This window comes from Halobacillus sp. B23F22_5, from assembly GCF_043497085.1.
Taxonomy (GTDB): domain Bacteria; phylum Bacillota; class Bacilli; order Bacillales; family Halobacillaceae; genus Thalassobacillus.
In genome coordinates, this window is the sequence record NZ_JBIEKI010000009.1 from 117,170 (window position 1) to 132,723 (window position 15,554).

Sequence of the window (15,554 nt, forward strand, 5' to 3'; positions counted from 1 at the left end):
AGTAGTAGATTTCATTTGGTTGGATGTCGATCGTAAACGTTGGGGTTGGATGAAAAATTGGACAAGATTTCAGAAAAGGTTTATTCTTTTCTAGCTTTGCGGTTGTATCAGTTTTAATATACGTGGGGCTAAGTCTGGAATATTTATAAGTTTTTCAAAGAGTACTCGTCCTTTTACATAAGCATAGGTTTATCAAATGAGGAATTTCATTTAGAGGATTTATCTATCCAAAAGGAAATAATCCACCTGAGTCCTTAGCTCAAGGGTGGATTATTTTTTTATAACATGGATAATCCAGCCAAAAACTTTTTTAGCAAACGTATAATTTCTTCGAGCGAGATCGTTATACACAATGAGAGAAATAAAAGGAGGTACTTATGGAAGAATTAAAAGAAAATCAAATGTTATCATTTGCTGAGAAAAACCGTGAGTTAAAGGACGAATTTAATCAAATCATTAATGAATTTAGAGAAGGATTATGGAGTTATTGTCGTTATTTAACAGGTTCCCCTTGGGATGGCGAGGATCTCTTTCAGGAAACGATGGTTAAAGCATTCGGAGGTATGTATCAGCGCTGGCACCCAACAAACCCGAAAGCTTATCTTTATCGAATAGCTACGACTACTTGGATCGATCTTTGTCGTAAACAAAAGCGGATTGTGGGAATGCTTGAAGAAGAGGATGTACCGGTAGAATATAATTCCGAAAGCTTTGATGTAGAAGAAGCTTTGGAGTATCTATTAGAATTATTTAGTCCTAGGCAAACAGCTGTATTTCTTCTTAAAGAAGTATTTGCTTTTACAGCAAAGGAAGTGGCAGGCATGGTTTATACAACACCTGGGGCTGTCTATGCAACCGTAAGAAGAATGCACAATCAAATAGCTGACAACCCCATAAGTGAAAAAACTAGTAATGTTGCTTCCATAGATAAAACAGCTAATTCCACAGTAATACAGTCTTATTTAAAAGCATTAAATGAAGGGGATGTTGATAAAGTTTTATCCCTAATGAGTGACAGAGCATATAATGAAGCTTCGTTGGGCTTTCAAGAGTTTTCAAAAGAAGAAATGCGTTCTGGATCTATGCAGTTTGGCCTTCCTGGCTTTCGGGCAGAGTCTCATTTACTGTGGGGTAAAAATGTTATTGTTGTATTTTATGATGCAGAAAACGGCCCTGAAATTCACGACATACAGTATCAAGAGGTAGAGAACGACAAAATTGTATTTCATCGAAGTTTTTACTTTAGAAAGGAATTAATATTTGCTGCGGCACAAGAATTAGGTGTTCCGCCTCAAACAGATAAACCAGTCGTCGATTGGAGTTCGTAAAATCTTAGCTTTAAAATCTTTAAGTGCTACTCATGTAAATAAGGTGGCTGTTCCGGATAGTGTTTTTCATGCCGATAGAGTCTATTTAATAAGCATTTACCTCGGTTTTTAAGTCTTTAAGTTTAGAGGGCAAATCTGAAAAAAGATTTGCGCTCTTTTTTTGTGCAAAACAGGTCTATTAATAATGACTAAAGGAGGATATATTTTAGCAATCGAGAAGAAATTAATAGTCATCGTATGTGATAAGCTTTTTAAAAAGAAAGGGAGAGATGCTATGAAAAAAGCGGAAAATCATCTGCAACTACCGAAGGCCGTGTCACGAGACGAATGGCTTGTGGCACGCAAGGAGCTGCTGGCCAAAGAGAAGGAATTCACGAAGGCGCGGGATGCGCTGAATGCTGAACGTCGCCGACTCCCAATGGTAGAGATTGAAAAGGACTATATTTTCGAGGGGCAGCACGGTAAAACTCATCTGATTGATCTGTTTGAAGGGCGTCCTCAACTTATCGTACATCATTTCATGTTCGATCCTGATTGGGAAGCAGGTTGTCCTGCGTGTTCGCTGGCTGCCGACAATATCGGCCATCTAGCCCACCTGCATGCACGCAACACATCGCTGGCTCTGATCTCCCGTGCTCCATTCACGAAGCTTCAGCACTACAAAGAACGCATGGGCTGGGACATCCCATGGTACTCCTCCTACGATAGCAATTTTAACTATGACTTTCACGCTACACTAGATGAATCTATCGCCCCCATTGAATACAACTACATGACCAAGGATGAACTTGTTGAGAAGGGTGTACCTGTTGATTCTGCACAATCAATGGAAGTGCCAGGCATTAGTACCTTTCTTCACGATGGTGAAAAAATTTATCACACGTATACCACTTACGCTCGTGGAACGGATTTACTACTTGGCACCTTCAACTATCTTGATTTAACAGCACTCGGAAGGCAGGAGGATTGGGAACAGCCACCGGGACGCAGTGATGGCAAAGGTAAGTCATGGCTCCGTCGTCATGATGAATACGATCACTCTATTGAAACGGATTCCTGTTGTCATTCAAGAAAGAGCGATTTGTAATCTAAGGCCTTTCTATAAGAGATTCGTTAGTTAGAATTTATAGGTAGTATAAGAGGTTAAATGTCAAACTGCCGGTCAGTTTTAAGAAATAGAGGGAGGTAAAATTACATGAATCAAAATGACAACACTTCTGCCCGGCCTCCAGTGGTTGACCGGGGTACCTGGCAGGCCAAACTGGATGAATTGCGGATCCGGGAGAAGGTACATACTCGCGAAGGTGACGCAATTGCGGCAGCCCGTCGTCGGCTGCCGATGGTCGAGGTGGATTCGACCATCCCGCTGATCGGCCCGGATGGCCCGGTCACGCTGCTTGAGACGTTTGAGGGCCGTCACCAGCTGATCGCCTACTTTCACATGTGGCACACCGGCAGACCCGCCGCGGAGCAGTGCGAGGGATGCACCTTCTCCACTACCCACATCAATGAGCTGTCCTATCTGCACTCGCGGGACGTCACATACGCGACTTTCTGTGAGGGAACATATGAGGAGAGCTCGCGGTATCGCGACTTCATGGGCTGGACGGTTCCCTGGTACTCGGTGCCCCAGGACGCCGCGGACCAGTTGATCGTTGGCCCGCACTTCGGCATCCTGGTCAGTTATCTCCGGGACGGCGACAAAGTCTACGAGACATACTGGACCACAGGCCGCGGTAACGAACGGATGGCACCGTCGTACGGACTGCTTGACCTGACTGTATACGGCCGTCAGGAGTTCTGGGAGGATTCGCCCGAGGGCTGGCCGCAGCACTGGGGCTCCAAAGGTGGTCAGTTTCAGATGGACGGACGTCCGACCGCACAGTGGTCCCGACTGGCAGCAGGACGCTCTGACGATCTCGGGACCTAGGCTGCAAACTTTAAAACAGGAGGGTTATGATGACAAAAACAAATCAAAATATCGTTCCACATTTGTGGTATGACAAGGAGGCGAGTGAAGCAGCAGAGTTTTATACTTCCATATTTCCGCACTCAAAAATTTTAAGTAAAACAACTCTTCAAGAAACACCATCAGGCGACTCCCATTTAATTTCATTTGCGTTGTGGGGACAGAAATTCATGGCAATAAGCGCAGGGCCTTATTTCAACTTCAATCCGATGGTGTCTTTCATGGTAAATTTCGACCCATCACGAGAAAAAGACGCGAGATCAAAGATTGATGACGTCTGGAACAAATTGTCCGAAGGCGGAAAAGTATTAATGCCAATGGATAAGTATCCGTTCAGTGAAAGGTATGGCTGGATTCAAGATAAGTATGGTTTGTCATGGCAGCTAATCCTAACCAACCCAGAGGGTGAAGAACGTCCTGCAATCGTGCGGTCGCTGATGTTTGCCGGTGATTCATGCGGCAAAGCAGAAGAAGCGCTCAATTATTATTTATCTGTATTTAAGAACGCTAAGCTGGGTAACATTGCCCGCTACCCTCAAGGCATGGAACCTGATAAAGAAGGGAGCCTCATGTTTTCTGATTTCATGCTTGAGAATCAGTGGTTTGCTGCAATGGACAGTGCGAGAAATCATGATTTCAGTTTCAACGAGGCAATCTCATTCATGGTATATTGTGACACACAAGAAGAAATTGATTACTACTGGGAGAAGCTATCTGCGGTTCCTGAATCCGAGCAGTGCGGCTGGCTGAAAGATAAGTATGGCGTGTCCTGGCAGATTGTGCCGAGAGCAATGGAAGAAATGATGAGCAGTAATAGCACCCCTGAACAAATTTCGCGTGTTAGTCAGGCAACGCTTAAAATGAAGAAACTTGATCTTGCGGAGTTACAGAAAGCGCACCAGGGATAATAAAAAATACAGCCCGCTGCTTGGTTTATGGAAGCGGGAGTTACGAAGACTAAAATTATTGGGGGAGACACTATGTCAACTCAAGTCAAAATCACTCACACTTTCAATTTTTCACGTGAACTGGTGTTTAAGGCATTCACCGAAACAGAACATTTACAGAATTGGTGGGGGCCGAAAGGGTGGACGTTTCATGTTTCTCAATCAGAATTTAGAGCGGGAGGAGTCTTTCATTACAGTCAGAAACCTGTTGAAGGTAATGAGATGTGGGTTAAGTTTGTATACAGTGAAATTATAGTTCCAGAGAAAATCGTTTATACTAGTGTCTTTTCTGATAAGGAAGGCAACATGGTACGTGCACCTTTTAATGCAAGCTGGCCGTTGGAAACGCTAAATATCCTGACGTTCTTCGAGGACGAAGGAAAAACAACTGTTACAGCTAGTGTGAATCCTGTATCAGAAACCAAAGAGGAACTTAAAACCTTTGGTGAATCTCAGAAAATGGTTCGTGAAGGATTCTCAGGCACCTTTACTCAATTAGAAGATTATTTATCAATGGAATCAAAATAAGTAGAATGATAGTAAACAAATGGCGGGTCAGCTTTCACAAACGAAAGCAATTAAAGACCTTCAATATACAACAACTTATGCATCGCTTGTATATTGAAGGTCTTTTTTATCTGTAATTTCATACATGGAGTATGATTAAGAATACATGCTGAAAATTTACGGAGAAAAACTTTACTTACTTTGTAATAGAGGAGAAAATCCCTTTTTGGAGAAATAGATATAAGTAATGTATGGAGATTCCAAAAATTATATAAACAAGGGGGATTTCATGAGTAAGTCGTTTATCGAACAAGTCCATTATATTCGTATACCTGTGAGAGATTTAGATGAGTCAGTTCAATGGTATAAAGATGTAATAGGTCTCCAATTGTTAACCATCACGGAAGATCCGTTTGCAATTATCAAAGTGGGCGATGGTCCGTTATTACTTGTTTTAGTCCCTACTAAAGATGCTACATATGGCCATTTTACAGTTAATGATGAACCCGCTTTTAGTATCGGCTTCACAAGTCCTGAATTAGCTGAGTTTCACCAACATCTGATTGTTAACGGTGTAAAGGTTGATGATATAAAAGAAGATAAGGGACATGCATTTTTTCACTTTTACGATCCGAGCGGTAATAAGCTTCAAGTTCACTGGTAGGAGGTAATATGCAATCTATTTCTATTTAACAGTATCTAACATTCGTTTATACTAACACTACGCAAAAAAGCTCAGAGCCATGATTATGGGCTCTGAGCTTTTGGAGTGAATGCAATATTTTGGCTTTTCTGCCTAATAAACCTTACACATGTTAACTTTCTTCCTGTGCTTCCTTTTTCTCCTGAGCTGCTTCTTTCTTTTCTTCGGCTGCCTCTTTTTTCTCTTCCTCTGCTTCTTGTTTTTCTTCTTCTGATTCTTGTATCTGTTCATAACGTTGTCGCTGGCGATACCCATAAGTGGAAGAGAGGACTACATCTTCATTTTCAAGCGCAGACCCGAGCGCACCGATGATAGTGGAGACGCTTGTCGCTGTCCATGCAATGTAGAAGTAATTGATGTAGCCTACACTGCCAGTTAACTGGGACTGCAACAAACCCATCGGTATAAGTGCTATCACTGCGATCGAAAATAGCAGGAATAAAAAGAAATAATACATAGAGACCGTGACTAAAAGGGTGAGAACCGTGGCGGTGTTGTACAATTTTCGTAAATAACTGGCATGGTTATCATTCGGCTTTTCCCATAGCTTGTGGGCGAGGATGATCCACCCTACCATCGCCAAAATGGATGCAATCGACAGCATAAACATCCGCCATATCCCGTAATTATTACTAAGCTGCCATAACGTAGGGAAAACAAGTGCGTATGATCCTGTGGTAAATGCGATAATGATGACTTTCATAAAAGATGGAAACATGGCCCACGGGCGATTAGCCCGGACCATACCTGACAAAACCCGCAGGGCCCCGCTGAAGCGGGATTTTACTGTGAACCGGACATCAATGTTCGATTCGCTTTCATATGGTGTTTCTCTTTGAAGCGGGGAAAAGCGCTCAAACCCTCGTTTCCCGACAAGTCTTGTCGAACTTTTATTTTTCAACTCTTTATGCTGATCGCCATTTTTAGCCTGAATCCTTTGTTCAGCCCGTTCCCTGTCTTCATCTGAGCTTCCGTAATACATCTCATTAGCTAATTGTAAAATTGATTCCCGGATCCGTTTGAACATTGGTGTCGATCCAAGGCCTGGCAGACTGATCAACGCCACATGCTCTTGAACGTAGGCTTCTGCTACAATCGGCTTTTTGTCATTAAAAAATGGCAAATCAGTAAGCGTAATTGCAAAATCCCATGCATTATCTTTTCTCTTATCCAAAGTCGCACTTAATACCTCATTGGAATCCTCCGTCACACCTGTAAGTGCGTCAACGGTGTAGGCGACATCCCATTCGTAGTTATCGTCGACGTAATAACTGAGCAAATCCGGTAGTTGCTGCTGCAGCTTCTCTCTTAGTTCATCTGGATAACCTGGGGCTGTGATTAGTCCTAATGTTTTGGTAGATTTGCCCATCAATTTCACCTCTGTTTCCACTTAAATTATTTACCTATACTTAATAACCGAAAATAAATTATTTAAACGGTTAATGTAGCAACTCCTGTAAAAAGTTTACTGAATACTATCGTTTAATCAGTGTGGAAGAGAAAAGCGACAAAGGATGGAAGGATTATGCAAATCATTCACGAACATGTAATAAAGATGAAAGGAGATGGGTTATGAAATTAATTGATTTGAGTGTACCCCTAAGTCCTAAAGTAAAAGAGCCGCTTCCACCGGCGATTGCATACCACACCCATGAGGATGGTGCAGAACAGGGAGCTAAGATACTTGGTATGGAAAAAGAAGCCTTTCGTGACGGCAAAGCGTGGGCAACTGAAACTGTGACCGCAAATACGCATGCCGGCACACACGTGGATGCCCCGTGGCATTACGGTGAACAATCGGAAGGGAGACCGGCGCGAACCATTGAGGAAATGCCACTTGATTGGTTCTATCATGATGCCGTTTTGTTTGACTTCAGCAATCATCCGCCTGGATATGAAATTTCCTCAGATGACCTGAAACAACAACTGAAGGAAATCGATTATTCCTTAAAACCTTACGACATCGTGCTGGTCCGAAGTGATGCCGATAAGAAACTTTATGATGAGCAATACGCTTTCCTGCATGCAGGTGTATCAGCGGAGGCAACTCGCTGGCTGCTTGATCAGGGCATCAAAGTCGTAGGAACCGACGGCTGGGGCTGGGATATCCCTCTAAATATTCAGGCTAAGCAGCACATGGCTTCACCGGACAAAGGTGTCATGTGGGATGCTCACTACGTAGGGATTGAAAAAGAATACTGCCAAATCGAAAAGCTGGCAAACCTCGACCAAATTCCGGTCCGACATGGGTTCAAGGTATCCTGTTTCCCGGTAAAAATTGAAAAAGCAAGCGGAGCCTGGACGAGACCGGTCGCTTATATTGATGAATAACTAAAATAGGGGCAGCCCCAGAACGAGGCAGCTGCCCTTTTATCATAGTAAGTGGAGATAGTTAAAAAAGCGAGGGATGGAAGGATGCCATTAGAACAGGAAGTAATGGGAATGTTAATCGGTGGTTATGCAACGGTGATGGGGGGAGCTATGTTATTCACTTTTTTCCTTTGGATAAAGAAAAAGAATCAGGGATTGGGGTACGGGTTAATGTTAGTACATATGCTGCTTTTTTCGGTGGCCCTGTATTTTGTTATAAAAGCAATTTCATTCGACTATAATCACCCTATGGCTTCTGAGGAAATATCTCTTCAAATAGGGATAGCCGGAGTCGTTTGGGCTGTAAGTATGCTTTTTTTAGTTTCCGGAATCTATCATCTTTCCAAAACAAAAAAGTGAAATTATGGTAGAGTGGACAGAAAGGATGTGGGCTATTTCACTAGGATACAAAGCTTATACCCTAGTTTTACATACCACACATCGATCTAGCATACATAGTCAAAGGAATGAACATAATGACACTACTATCTTTTCTCGCCATTTTATTGGTTGGAGTGGGAGCGGGGTTTATTAATGTGATTGCTGGCGGCGGCTCGCTCCTTACCATGCCGATGTTAATATTTTTCGGGTTGCCATCAGCCGTAGCAAACGGAACCAATCGGATCGCGTTGATGGCTCAAAATATAGTCGCTATTGCATCTTTCCGAAAACATGGATACTTCGATTGGAAGTTCAGCACCATGCTGGCGATTCCTGCCTTGATCGGATCGATTGTGGGAGCGAACTTCGCCATTTCTCTTTCCGATGAGGTCTTTAATCGGATTCTTTCCATGGTCATGCTGCTCGTACTTTCGATTATTATTTGGAAACCGCATAAGAAGTTGTCAAACGGTCCAACCGCAGACACACTTTCAAGGAAAATTGGACTGATCGTCATTTTCTTTTTTGTAGGAGTGTATGGAGGTTTTATACAAGCAGGTGTCGGTTTCATTATCATTGCTTCCCTGACGGTGGTATCAGGTTTGTCTCTTGTGAAAATCAATAGCATCAAGGTTTTCGTGGTAGCTATTTACACGCTATCCGCGCTAATCGTATTTATCATCAATGATCAAATTGATTGGGGATACGGCATTACGCTAGCCATTGGTACAAGTATCGGGGCATTTCTCGGCAGCAAATTTGCAGTACAGCGTGGGGAGAAATGGGTCCAGCGGATATTGATTGTTTCTGTCATCATCATGGCTGGTAAATTGTTTTATTCCTCACTTTAATATAGAAGGAATCTGGAGTGAAGGGGGCTTTCTGAATGGTTGAACAATTAATGAAAATGTTAGAAGAACGGGAAGATGAGATGATTGCCATTCGCCGTCATTTACATAAGAATCCTGAGCTTTCATTTCAAGAAGAAAACACAGCCAACTATATTGCTGGCTTTTACCAGGATAAAGAAGTTGACATAAAAACTGATGCTGGAAATGGCCGCGGCATTATTGTAACGATAAAAGGCGGGAAACCTGGCAAAGTGGTCGCTTTGCGTGCGGACTTTGATGCACTTCCGATCACTGAAGAATTGGAGGTGCCATTCAAGTCGAAGAATGAAGGAGTCATGCATGCCTGCGGCCATGATGCACACACCGCATATTTGTTAGTATTGGCAGATAGTCTGATCCAGCTGAAAGAGCACATTCATGGCACGGTCAAAATCATTCACCAGCATGCCGAAGAAGTGCCTCCAGGAGGGGCGAAGAGTATTGTAGAAGCAGGGTATTTAGATGATGTGGATGCGATCTTCGGTGTTCATGTCCTTCCAATGGCACCGGCAGGAACGGTCGGCTACCGCAGTGGCTATGCGTTTAACGGCCGGGCTTACTTTAAACTTAAGATACAGGCGAGCGGAGGACATGGGTCCTCCCCGCATAAGGCGAACGATGCCATTGTTGCTGGCTCCTATTTTGTGACAGCTGCACAGACAATCGTCAGCCGCAGGGTAAACCCGCTTCGGACAGGGGTAGTGACGATTGGATCCTTTGACGGAAAAGGGAGCTTCAATGTCATTAAGGATAGTATTGAAATTGAGGGAGACATCCGTTACTCCGATAATGAAACGAAGGATGTCATCAGCAATGAGATTCATCAAATTGCCAAAGGGTTGGAAGAAACCTTCGGGGTGACTTGCGAACTCACGTATAAGCCAGACTATCCGCCATTATACAATGATCCTGAATTAACTACATTTGTTGCGGAGATCTTAAAGAACACGGACGATGAAGACATCAAAGAAATCAAGGAATTTCCAAAACTTTCTCCTTCCGAAGATTTTGCTTACTATCTGGAAAAGGTTCCTGGTTCTTATTTCTTTATTGGCTGCACGCCAAAAGGTGTAGAGAAACCATATTTTAATCATCATCCGAAATTTGAAATTGATGAAGATTGTCTGCTTGTCGCAGCTAAATCTGTCGGGATGGTGGTGTTCAATTATTTGAATGAGTGATGAAAGTTAAGGTTTGCGGTTTCCTTCTCAAGTGGTTTGTTAGCTCTGGTAATTCTTAGAGTAGAAGTTAATAAACGTCCTCGTATTGAGATATTAGCAACTTATCTGCCATAACTCTGAGGTATTCAGAGTTATGGCAGATTTACTTTATAAGAGAAATTAAGTTTTATTATCTCGAAATCGAGTCTTCCATATAAGGGCAGGATTGTGGAAGACTCAGTTTCGAGATAATGCAATATAATTTGAACTGTGATGAACATACTCTGAACTGCCCTTTCTTTAAGTTTTGAAGATTTCAAATAGATGAATTAAAATAGGAATAAGTTACCAATTGTGATTGGTAGCAATAAGGAGTTGCTCTTTTTATATAGTAAAGTAGTAAAGAGAAAGGGATGATTTTTTGACAAAGGAAAAAACGTATCGAGATATCGTCTATTTCGATACCGATAAAGTACAATCTATATTGGCACAAATTAATAAAGGGTTAATAAATTCCATGTTGGAATCTACTAGTTCAGAACATGAAGCAGGGGGAAAACTCAAAACTGGCAAGTTAATGGAATTACTATTACAATTACCTGTCTCTGGAGAAGGAAGTTATAAGTACACAAAAGGTAAGGGGCTCCAAGAAGAAAAATCTTTGCATGACTTTGCTTTAACGGAATTACTTGATACTTTACCTTTGAACGACGTTACCTCACTTAAAAGGGAGGCTTTTAGTACTGATAATAAACGTACTTTTGTTAAGGTGAGAGGTAGCTTTTCACTGTATGATTATGAAGACCTTGCTAGGACTATTGAGAGGGTAGAAATTATTGATTCTTTATTCGGCAACAACACAAGTGGAGAAAATACGGATATGAAGAACTTCGCTGATTTTATTAAAACTGCTTATGAAGGCCTTACTGCAATTGAGATCAGCAATAAAAGAGAAATTAAATTTTTGGGAGCTATCAACACAATTTATTTAAGGGAAACTATGAGAAATTTATTGTTTAAATATGGGGGTAGTCCTAGAGGTGAATGGGAGATGATTTGTCAAATAACTAATGTACCTAAGCGTAGCAGCGAAACTTTAGAAACTTCTTTTGAAACTTTCGGAGAAGGAATTGATACAACAAGTATTAGTAAGGAGAAGTCTTTAAGCCCTGTTATGAATGAAATTGTTAAAGAATTTAGCAAAATAAACGATATGTTTTCATCAGTTTCGTATCCTAACATTTCAGTAGAACCAATTGCAGTCTACAAAGAAATTAATTTGTAAACTAACAGTATTGTACAAATGAATTTTAGAGCGCAATTTAAAATAATTTATCTCTATACTGAGCCTTACGGATAAGGAAGCAATTCATCAATAAGGTTGTATTTTAATGTGAATCATGTAATTACTACGGAAAGAGGGTTTTCATGAAGGTTACGGATTACTCAAAAGTAGCTAAAGTTTATGATAGCAACCAATTTAGATTTGAAGAAGTAAAAGTAGATACTGACTTAGAATCTTACATACAAAATAACCCTAACTCATCATACAATTTCTTGGATCTAGCTTGTGGCACAGGTATTTACCTCAATCACCAATACCATTCATTTAAGGAATTTAACATTAACTGGCACGGACTTGATGCCTCACAAGCCATGCTAAATAAAGCGAAAGACAAAGTTGAAAATGTAGCACTTCAGACAGGGTTTGCGGAGAGCATGCCTTATGAAGATGAGTACTTTGATGTTGTTACGAATAACTATGCTTTTCATCACTTTGTTGGGAAAGAGAAGGGGCTGGACGAAATCCATCGAGTCTTAAAAGGAGATGGTATTTATAAATTGCATAATATCAATATATACGGGATGAAAAATTGGTGGGTCTATCATTACTTTCCATCTGCGTTATTAGAGGATTATAAGAGGTTTTGGAGTAAAGAAGTTATATTTAGAGAGCTATCTCAAAGAGGTTTTAACGTTAGAATTGATTGTAAGTATCAAATGGAGAACATCAAAATAGCCGACTATTTAGGGCTCGTGGAAAACAGGGATATATCTGTGCTGACCTTGATTGATGACGAGGAATATAACCAGGGCCTCTATAGGATGAAGCAAGACTTAGAAGAATCTCCTGATAAAAAGGTTACTAATGATTTTTCAGAATTGATTTGTATAGCTAAGAAAAATTGACCTTTCCAAGAGCCTTGTATTTCCTCCAAAAACATTATTATCTTGATACTGAGTCTTATAGTATCGGGGGCGAGTGTTCAATATAGACGATCGCTTTTTTAAGTAACGGAGCAGAAGAGTTACAGAAGATGATTTGAGAATAGAGGTGAAATAGTGCCAACTCCAATTATATTGCTCCTTATACTTATATCAATTTTAGTATTTAGAGGAGTACAGAACGGTAGTATGCAATTTACTGTTAAGAAGTTTGTATTGGGTCTAGTTATAACTATCGTATTTATAAACGTTATTATGTTTTTTATATTATAGATATAATTTGTGAATTATTGTACTTAGAGTAACGGGGCGTTAGTTGAAGATCTGGTTCAATATCTCGAAAGCAAGTCTTCCGCAATAGGGGGCGATTGCTTAAAAGAGTAATTGCCCTTTTACATAAGTGTAGAGACTAACCGGAATATAACTCAAAATCCACTTGTATAAAGGAGTATTGGATTATCTTGGTGAAATAAAAGACTGTAAAGGAAATAAAGGGGGGAAAGTTAAATGGTTAATCAGAGAGAACTAAAAGAGCATATGTATTCTTTAGAAAAATCATTACTTAAGAGTGACGTTCGTAAAACCGCGAAAATATTAGATGAGTTATTAGCTGATGATTTTGTAGAGTACTCAAGTACCGGTGAAATTTATGATAAAGAAAACATTTTGAATCGTTTACCAAATGAAGACGATCCTGGGATAACAATGCGTGATTTTGAAATTAAGTACCTATCATCAACATCTGTACAAACTACGTTTAAAGTATTTATAGAAAGTAAACAGAAACACTCATTAAGAAGCTCTGTATGGAAGTTTTATGAAGGAAGGTGGCAAATGACATTTCACCAAGGAACTGTCACTAACCTAAGTTAAGACAAGCCATCGTAATTGGTGTAAAAGCCATTTCAAGCCATTGATTATAGAGATAACTTACATATAGGGGAGTAAAGACAAAATGAATATAGTAGAACAATGGAAACAAGAAGATAGTGATTTTATCAGGAAAAAAGTGATTGAGCACAACATGAAGGAGCTTCCTGACGAACTTAAAACTGCAAATGAAAATATTAGTTTTGTAATTAAGGATGATAAAGGAAATATCAATGGAGGAATTACAGCGAACATGTTCTGGCACCATATGCACATTGAGTCTTTATGGGTAGATGAAAACCTTAGAGGGGAAGGTTTTGGTAGTGTTCTTCTAGAAAAGATAGAGCACTTGGCAATGGAAAAAGGATGCAGGTTTATTTATTTAGATACATTTAGCTTTCAAGCTCCTGAGTTTTACAAACAAAACGGGTATGAAGTTTTCGGTACTATTGAGGATCACCCGAAGGGATTTAATCAATATTTCTTACATAAAAAGTTCGTTAAATAGTATTTGGAAGAATGAAATATTATCATTGATATCTCGAAGTCAATTCTTCCGGTATAGGGAGCAAAAATGCAGCATAGTTTCTTTCACTCTAATCAGTTAATTAGTAGAGGTGATAATGATCGAAAACAATGTTTATTCTCTTTCAAACGAAAGGATATCATTAAGGGAAATCAATGAAAATGACTGGAAAGATGTACATAAATACGCATCGAAAAATATAGTATGTCAATATCAACCTTGGGGACCTAATACAGAGGAAGAGTCTAAGAATTTTGTTAAGCAAATAATCTTAGATACTTCTAAAGAAAAAAGGACAAGATATGCATTCGCGGTAGTCTACGATAAGGATATGATTGGTATGGGAGAACTCAGCATTAGAGACTTCACTAACAGGGTTGGAGAAATTGCTTATATTGTAAATCCAGATTATTGGGGACAAGGAATTGCAACAAATGTGGCTAAACTTCTAATAAGGTTCGGTTTTGTTGATTTACAACTTCATCGGATATACGCCACCTGTGATCCTAGAAATATTGGTTCATCAAAGGTTTTGCAAAAAGCTGGTTTGACGAAAGAAGGTAAAATTCGAGAGAATCTATTAATTAAAGATGGATGGCGAGATTCTTTACTATATAGCATCTTGGAATATGAATGGTCATGAAGAAAAATTTATCAGTTTAATTGTAGGTTATCTCGAAATCGAGTCTTCCGCATAAGGGGGCTTTACTATTAAAGAGGAAAGGATATTTCAATGAATTTCAGTTTTGTGAAGTTTGAAGTGTTATTACCAGAAGAATACATTGTACCTTTACGTGACCAATTGAACAAAAATAAAGTATTAACTGTTGGAGAGTATGATCATGTAGTTTCTTATACTGAGACCAAAGGGTATTGGAGGCCCCTAGAATCTTCAGAACCTTATTCAGGTGAAAAGAATAAAGTAACATTTGGATCAGAGTGCAAAATGGAATTTAAGTCGCCTTACAAGAGAATAGAGGAGATAAGAAATATTATTAAAAATATTCATCCATATGAGGAACCTGTAATTAATGTCGTGCCATTAATTACGTAGCTTTTAGAATGATTTTTTGATATCGAGTTTTAAAGTATAGGGGGCTTATCTGGAGTAAAGATAAGTCTCTTTTTAGTGAAAAAGGATTGAGTTCCTGAAGATGATTTGAAATAATTGGAATTATGTATAGGGTGACTTTATCAATAAATACACTACCATCAATTAAGGAGGTACTATGAAGAAAACATTATTAGCTATATCAGCAATTGTTAACCTACTTTACTTAATAAACGTGCTTGTTGATTTCGGTATCAGGCTGTCCAGTGTAATGAATGTTGTCTTGGGGTTGATATTTGTAGTAAGTATTTTGGGGTCATTATTTTTCCTAATACAATCTAAAAAAAATTCGGGCTATCACCCTTATCTCTCACTTACGGTGCTTACATTAAGTATAGCTTCCTTTGGATGGTTTACTTTTATAAATTATTTATCATTAATAATGGAAGTGTAAAGTCTCTTATAAGGTCGATATCTTGAAATCGAGTCTTCATGTAACGGGGGCAAATCTTGAATAAGACATGCTTTTTTTGTATGGGAAAAGGTCATTTTATTAATAAATACAATCTGAAAAAGGAATGGGGACTTGTATGACTGAAATTAAAGAAATAGGATCTTTATGTTCT

General features: G+C 39.7%; 17 protein-coding genes. 16 read left to right on the forward strand and 1 reads right to left on the reverse strand.

Going from position 1 to position 15,554, the window contains the following annotated elements:
* The first annotated feature begins 377 nt into the window (after window positions 1–377).
* The 6 genes from ACGTN9_RS13280 (at window position 378) to ACGTN9_RS13305 (ending at window position 5,415) form a co-directional block, all read left to right on the forward strand.
* Complete coding sequence (locus ACGTN9_RS13280; RefSeq protein WP_499593510.1) at window positions 378–1,328, forward strand: sigma-70 family RNA polymerase sigma factor; 951 nt, start codon at window positions 378–380, stop codon at window positions 1,326–1,328.
* A 274-nt stretch (window positions 1,329–1,602) separates the two neighbouring features.
* Entirely contained in the window at window positions 1,603–2,415 is an 813-nt protein-coding gene (locus ACGTN9_RS13285; RefSeq protein ID WP_499593512.1) for a DUF899 domain-containing protein, read from the forward strand.
* A 108-nt stretch (window positions 2,416–2,523) separates the two neighbouring features.
* Entirely contained in the window at window positions 2,524–3,258 is a 735-nt protein-coding gene (locus ACGTN9_RS13290) for a DUF899 family protein (RefSeq protein ID WP_499593514.1), read from the forward strand.
* Between the two features lie 29 nt (window positions 3,259–3,287).
* Entirely contained in the window at window positions 3,288–4,205 is a 918-nt protein-coding gene (locus ACGTN9_RS13295) for a VOC family protein (protein ID WP_499593516.1), read from the forward strand.
* A 72-nt stretch (window positions 4,206–4,277) separates the two neighbouring features.
* The gene (locus ACGTN9_RS13300) at window positions 4,278–4,772 is read left to right on the forward strand and encodes an SRPBCC family protein (RefSeq protein WP_499593518.1); all 495 of its coding nucleotides are present in this window, start codon (window positions 4,278–4,280) and stop codon (window positions 4,770–4,772) included.
* 268 nt (window positions 4,773–5,040) lie between these two features.
* The gene (locus tag ACGTN9_RS13305) at window positions 5,041–5,415 is read left to right on the forward strand and encodes a VOC family protein (protein WP_499593520.1); all 375 of its coding nucleotides are present in this window, start codon (window positions 5,041–5,043) and stop codon (window positions 5,413–5,415) included.
* Window positions 5,416–5,566: 151 nt separating this feature from the next.
* On the opposite strand, the gene ACGTN9_RS13310 is transcribed toward ACGTN9_RS13305, so the two are convergent.
* On the reverse strand, window positions 5,567–6,823 hold the full coding sequence (locus ACGTN9_RS13310; RefSeq protein ID WP_499593522.1) for a hypothetical protein: 1,257 nt from the start codon (window positions 6,821–6,823) through the stop codon (window positions 5,567–5,569).
* A 203-nt stretch (window positions 6,824–7,026) separates the two neighbouring features.
* Between ACGTN9_RS13310 and ACGTN9_RS13315 the strand changes: the two genes are divergently transcribed.
* The 10 genes from ACGTN9_RS13315 to cutA all read left to right on the forward strand — a co-directional run bounded on the left by ACGTN9_RS13315 (window position 7,027) and on the right by cutA (window position 14,931).
* Window positions 7,027–7,785 (forward strand): cyclase family protein, encoded by a 759-nt coding sequence (locus ACGTN9_RS13315; protein WP_499593524.1) that lies wholly within the window; start codon window positions 7,027–7,029, stop codon window positions 7,783–7,785.
* A 51-nt stretch (window positions 7,786–7,836) separates the two neighbouring features.
* Window positions 7,837–8,184 (forward strand): hypothetical protein, encoded by a 348-nt coding sequence (locus tag ACGTN9_RS13320; protein WP_499593526.1) that lies wholly within the window; start codon window positions 7,837–7,839, stop codon window positions 8,182–8,184.
* A gap of 116 nt (window positions 8,185–8,300) precedes the next feature.
* Entirely contained in the window at window positions 8,301–9,056 is a 756-nt protein-coding gene (locus ACGTN9_RS13325; protein ID WP_499593528.1) for a sulfite exporter TauE/SafE family protein, read from the forward strand.
* A 35-nt stretch (window positions 9,057–9,091) separates the two neighbouring features.
* Window positions 9,092–10,276: an amidohydrolase gene (locus tag ACGTN9_RS13330; RefSeq protein WP_499593530.1), complete on the forward strand. Its 1,185-nt coding sequence runs from the start codon at window positions 9,092–9,094 to the stop codon at window positions 10,274–10,276.
* Window positions 10,277–10,676: 400 nt separating this feature from the next.
* On the forward strand, window positions 10,677–11,540 hold the full coding sequence (locus ACGTN9_RS13335) for a DUF6414 family protein (protein WP_499593532.1): 864 nt from the start codon (window positions 10,677–10,679) through the stop codon (window positions 11,538–11,540).
* Window positions 11,541–11,683: 143 nt separating this feature from the next.
* Window positions 11,684–12,445, forward strand: coding sequence for a class I SAM-dependent methyltransferase (locus ACGTN9_RS13340; protein ID WP_499593533.1), 762 nt, complete (start codon window positions 11,684–11,686; stop codon window positions 12,443–12,445).
* A gap of 543 nt (window positions 12,446–12,988) precedes the next feature.
* The gene (locus tag ACGTN9_RS13345; protein WP_499593535.1) at window positions 12,989–13,354 is read left to right on the forward strand and encodes a nuclear transport factor 2 family protein; all 366 of its coding nucleotides are present in this window, start codon (window positions 12,989–12,991) and stop codon (window positions 13,352–13,354) included.
* Window positions 13,355–13,436: 82 nt separating this feature from the next.
* The gene (locus ACGTN9_RS13350) at window positions 13,437–13,859 is read left to right on the forward strand and encodes a GNAT family N-acetyltransferase (RefSeq protein ID WP_499593537.1); all 423 of its coding nucleotides are present in this window, start codon (window positions 13,437–13,439) and stop codon (window positions 13,857–13,859) included.
* Between the two features lie 115 nt (window positions 13,860–13,974).
* A complete protein-coding gene (locus ACGTN9_RS13355; RefSeq protein ID WP_499593539.1) occupies window positions 13,975–14,520 on the forward strand; it encodes a GNAT family N-acetyltransferase in 546 nt (181 codons plus the stop codon).
* 105 nt (window positions 14,521–14,625) lie between these two features.
* On the forward strand, window positions 14,626–14,931 hold the full coding sequence (cutA, locus tag ACGTN9_RS13360) for a divalent cation tolerance protein CutA (protein ID WP_254901721.1): 306 nt from the start codon (window positions 14,626–14,628) through the stop codon (window positions 14,929–14,931).
* The last annotated feature ends 623 nt before the right edge of the window (window positions 14,932–15,554 follow it).

Bases quoted from the DNA above. Each gene is read 5' to 3' on its own strand.
- ACGTN9_RS13280 (WP_499593510.1), top strand. From the start codon at position 378: ATGGAAGAATTAAAAGAAAATCAAATGTTATCATTTGCTGAGAAAAAC.
- ACGTN9_RS13285 (WP_499593512.1), top strand. From the start codon at position 1,603: ATGAAAAAAGCGGAAAATCATCTGCAACTACCGAAGGCCGTGTCACGA.
- ACGTN9_RS13290 (WP_499593514.1), top strand. From the start codon at position 2,524: ATGAATCAAAATGACAACACTTCTGCCCGGCCTCCAGTGGTTGACCGG.
- ACGTN9_RS13295 (WP_499593516.1), top strand. From the start codon at position 3,288: ATGACAAAAACAAATCAAAATATCGTTCCACATTTGTGGTATGACAAG.
- ACGTN9_RS13300 (WP_499593518.1), top strand. From the start codon at position 4,278: ATGTCAACTCAAGTCAAAATCACTCACACTTTCAATTTTTCACGTGAA.
- ACGTN9_RS13305 (WP_499593520.1), top strand. From the start codon at position 5,041: ATGAGTAAGTCGTTTATCGAACAAGTCCATTATATTCGTATACCTGTG.
- ACGTN9_RS13310 (WP_499593522.1), bottom strand. From the start codon at position 6,823: ATGGGCAAATCTACCAAAACATTAGGACTAATCACAGCCCCAGGTTAT.
- ACGTN9_RS13315 (WP_499593524.1), top strand. From the start codon at position 7,027: ATGAAATTAATTGATTTGAGTGTACCCCTAAGTCCTAAAGTAAAAGAG.
- ACGTN9_RS13325 (WP_499593528.1), top strand. From the start codon at position 8,301: ATGACACTACTATCTTTTCTCGCCATTTTATTGGTTGGAGTGGGAGCG.
- ACGTN9_RS13330 (WP_499593530.1), top strand. From the start codon at position 9,092: ATGGTTGAACAATTAATGAAAATGTTAGAAGAACGGGAAGATGAGATG.
- ACGTN9_RS13340 (WP_499593533.1), top strand. From the start codon at position 11,684: ATGAAGGTTACGGATTACTCAAAAGTAGCTAAAGTTTATGATAGCAAC.
- ACGTN9_RS13345 (WP_499593535.1), top strand. From the start codon at position 12,989: ATGGTTAATCAGAGAGAACTAAAAGAGCATATGTATTCTTTAGAAAAA.
- ACGTN9_RS13350 (WP_499593537.1), top strand. From the start codon at position 13,437: ATGAATATAGTAGAACAATGGAAACAAGAAGATAGTGATTTTATCAGG.
- ACGTN9_RS13355 (WP_499593539.1), top strand. From the start codon at position 13,975: ATGATCGAAAACAATGTTTATTCTCTTTCAAACGAAAGGATATCATTA.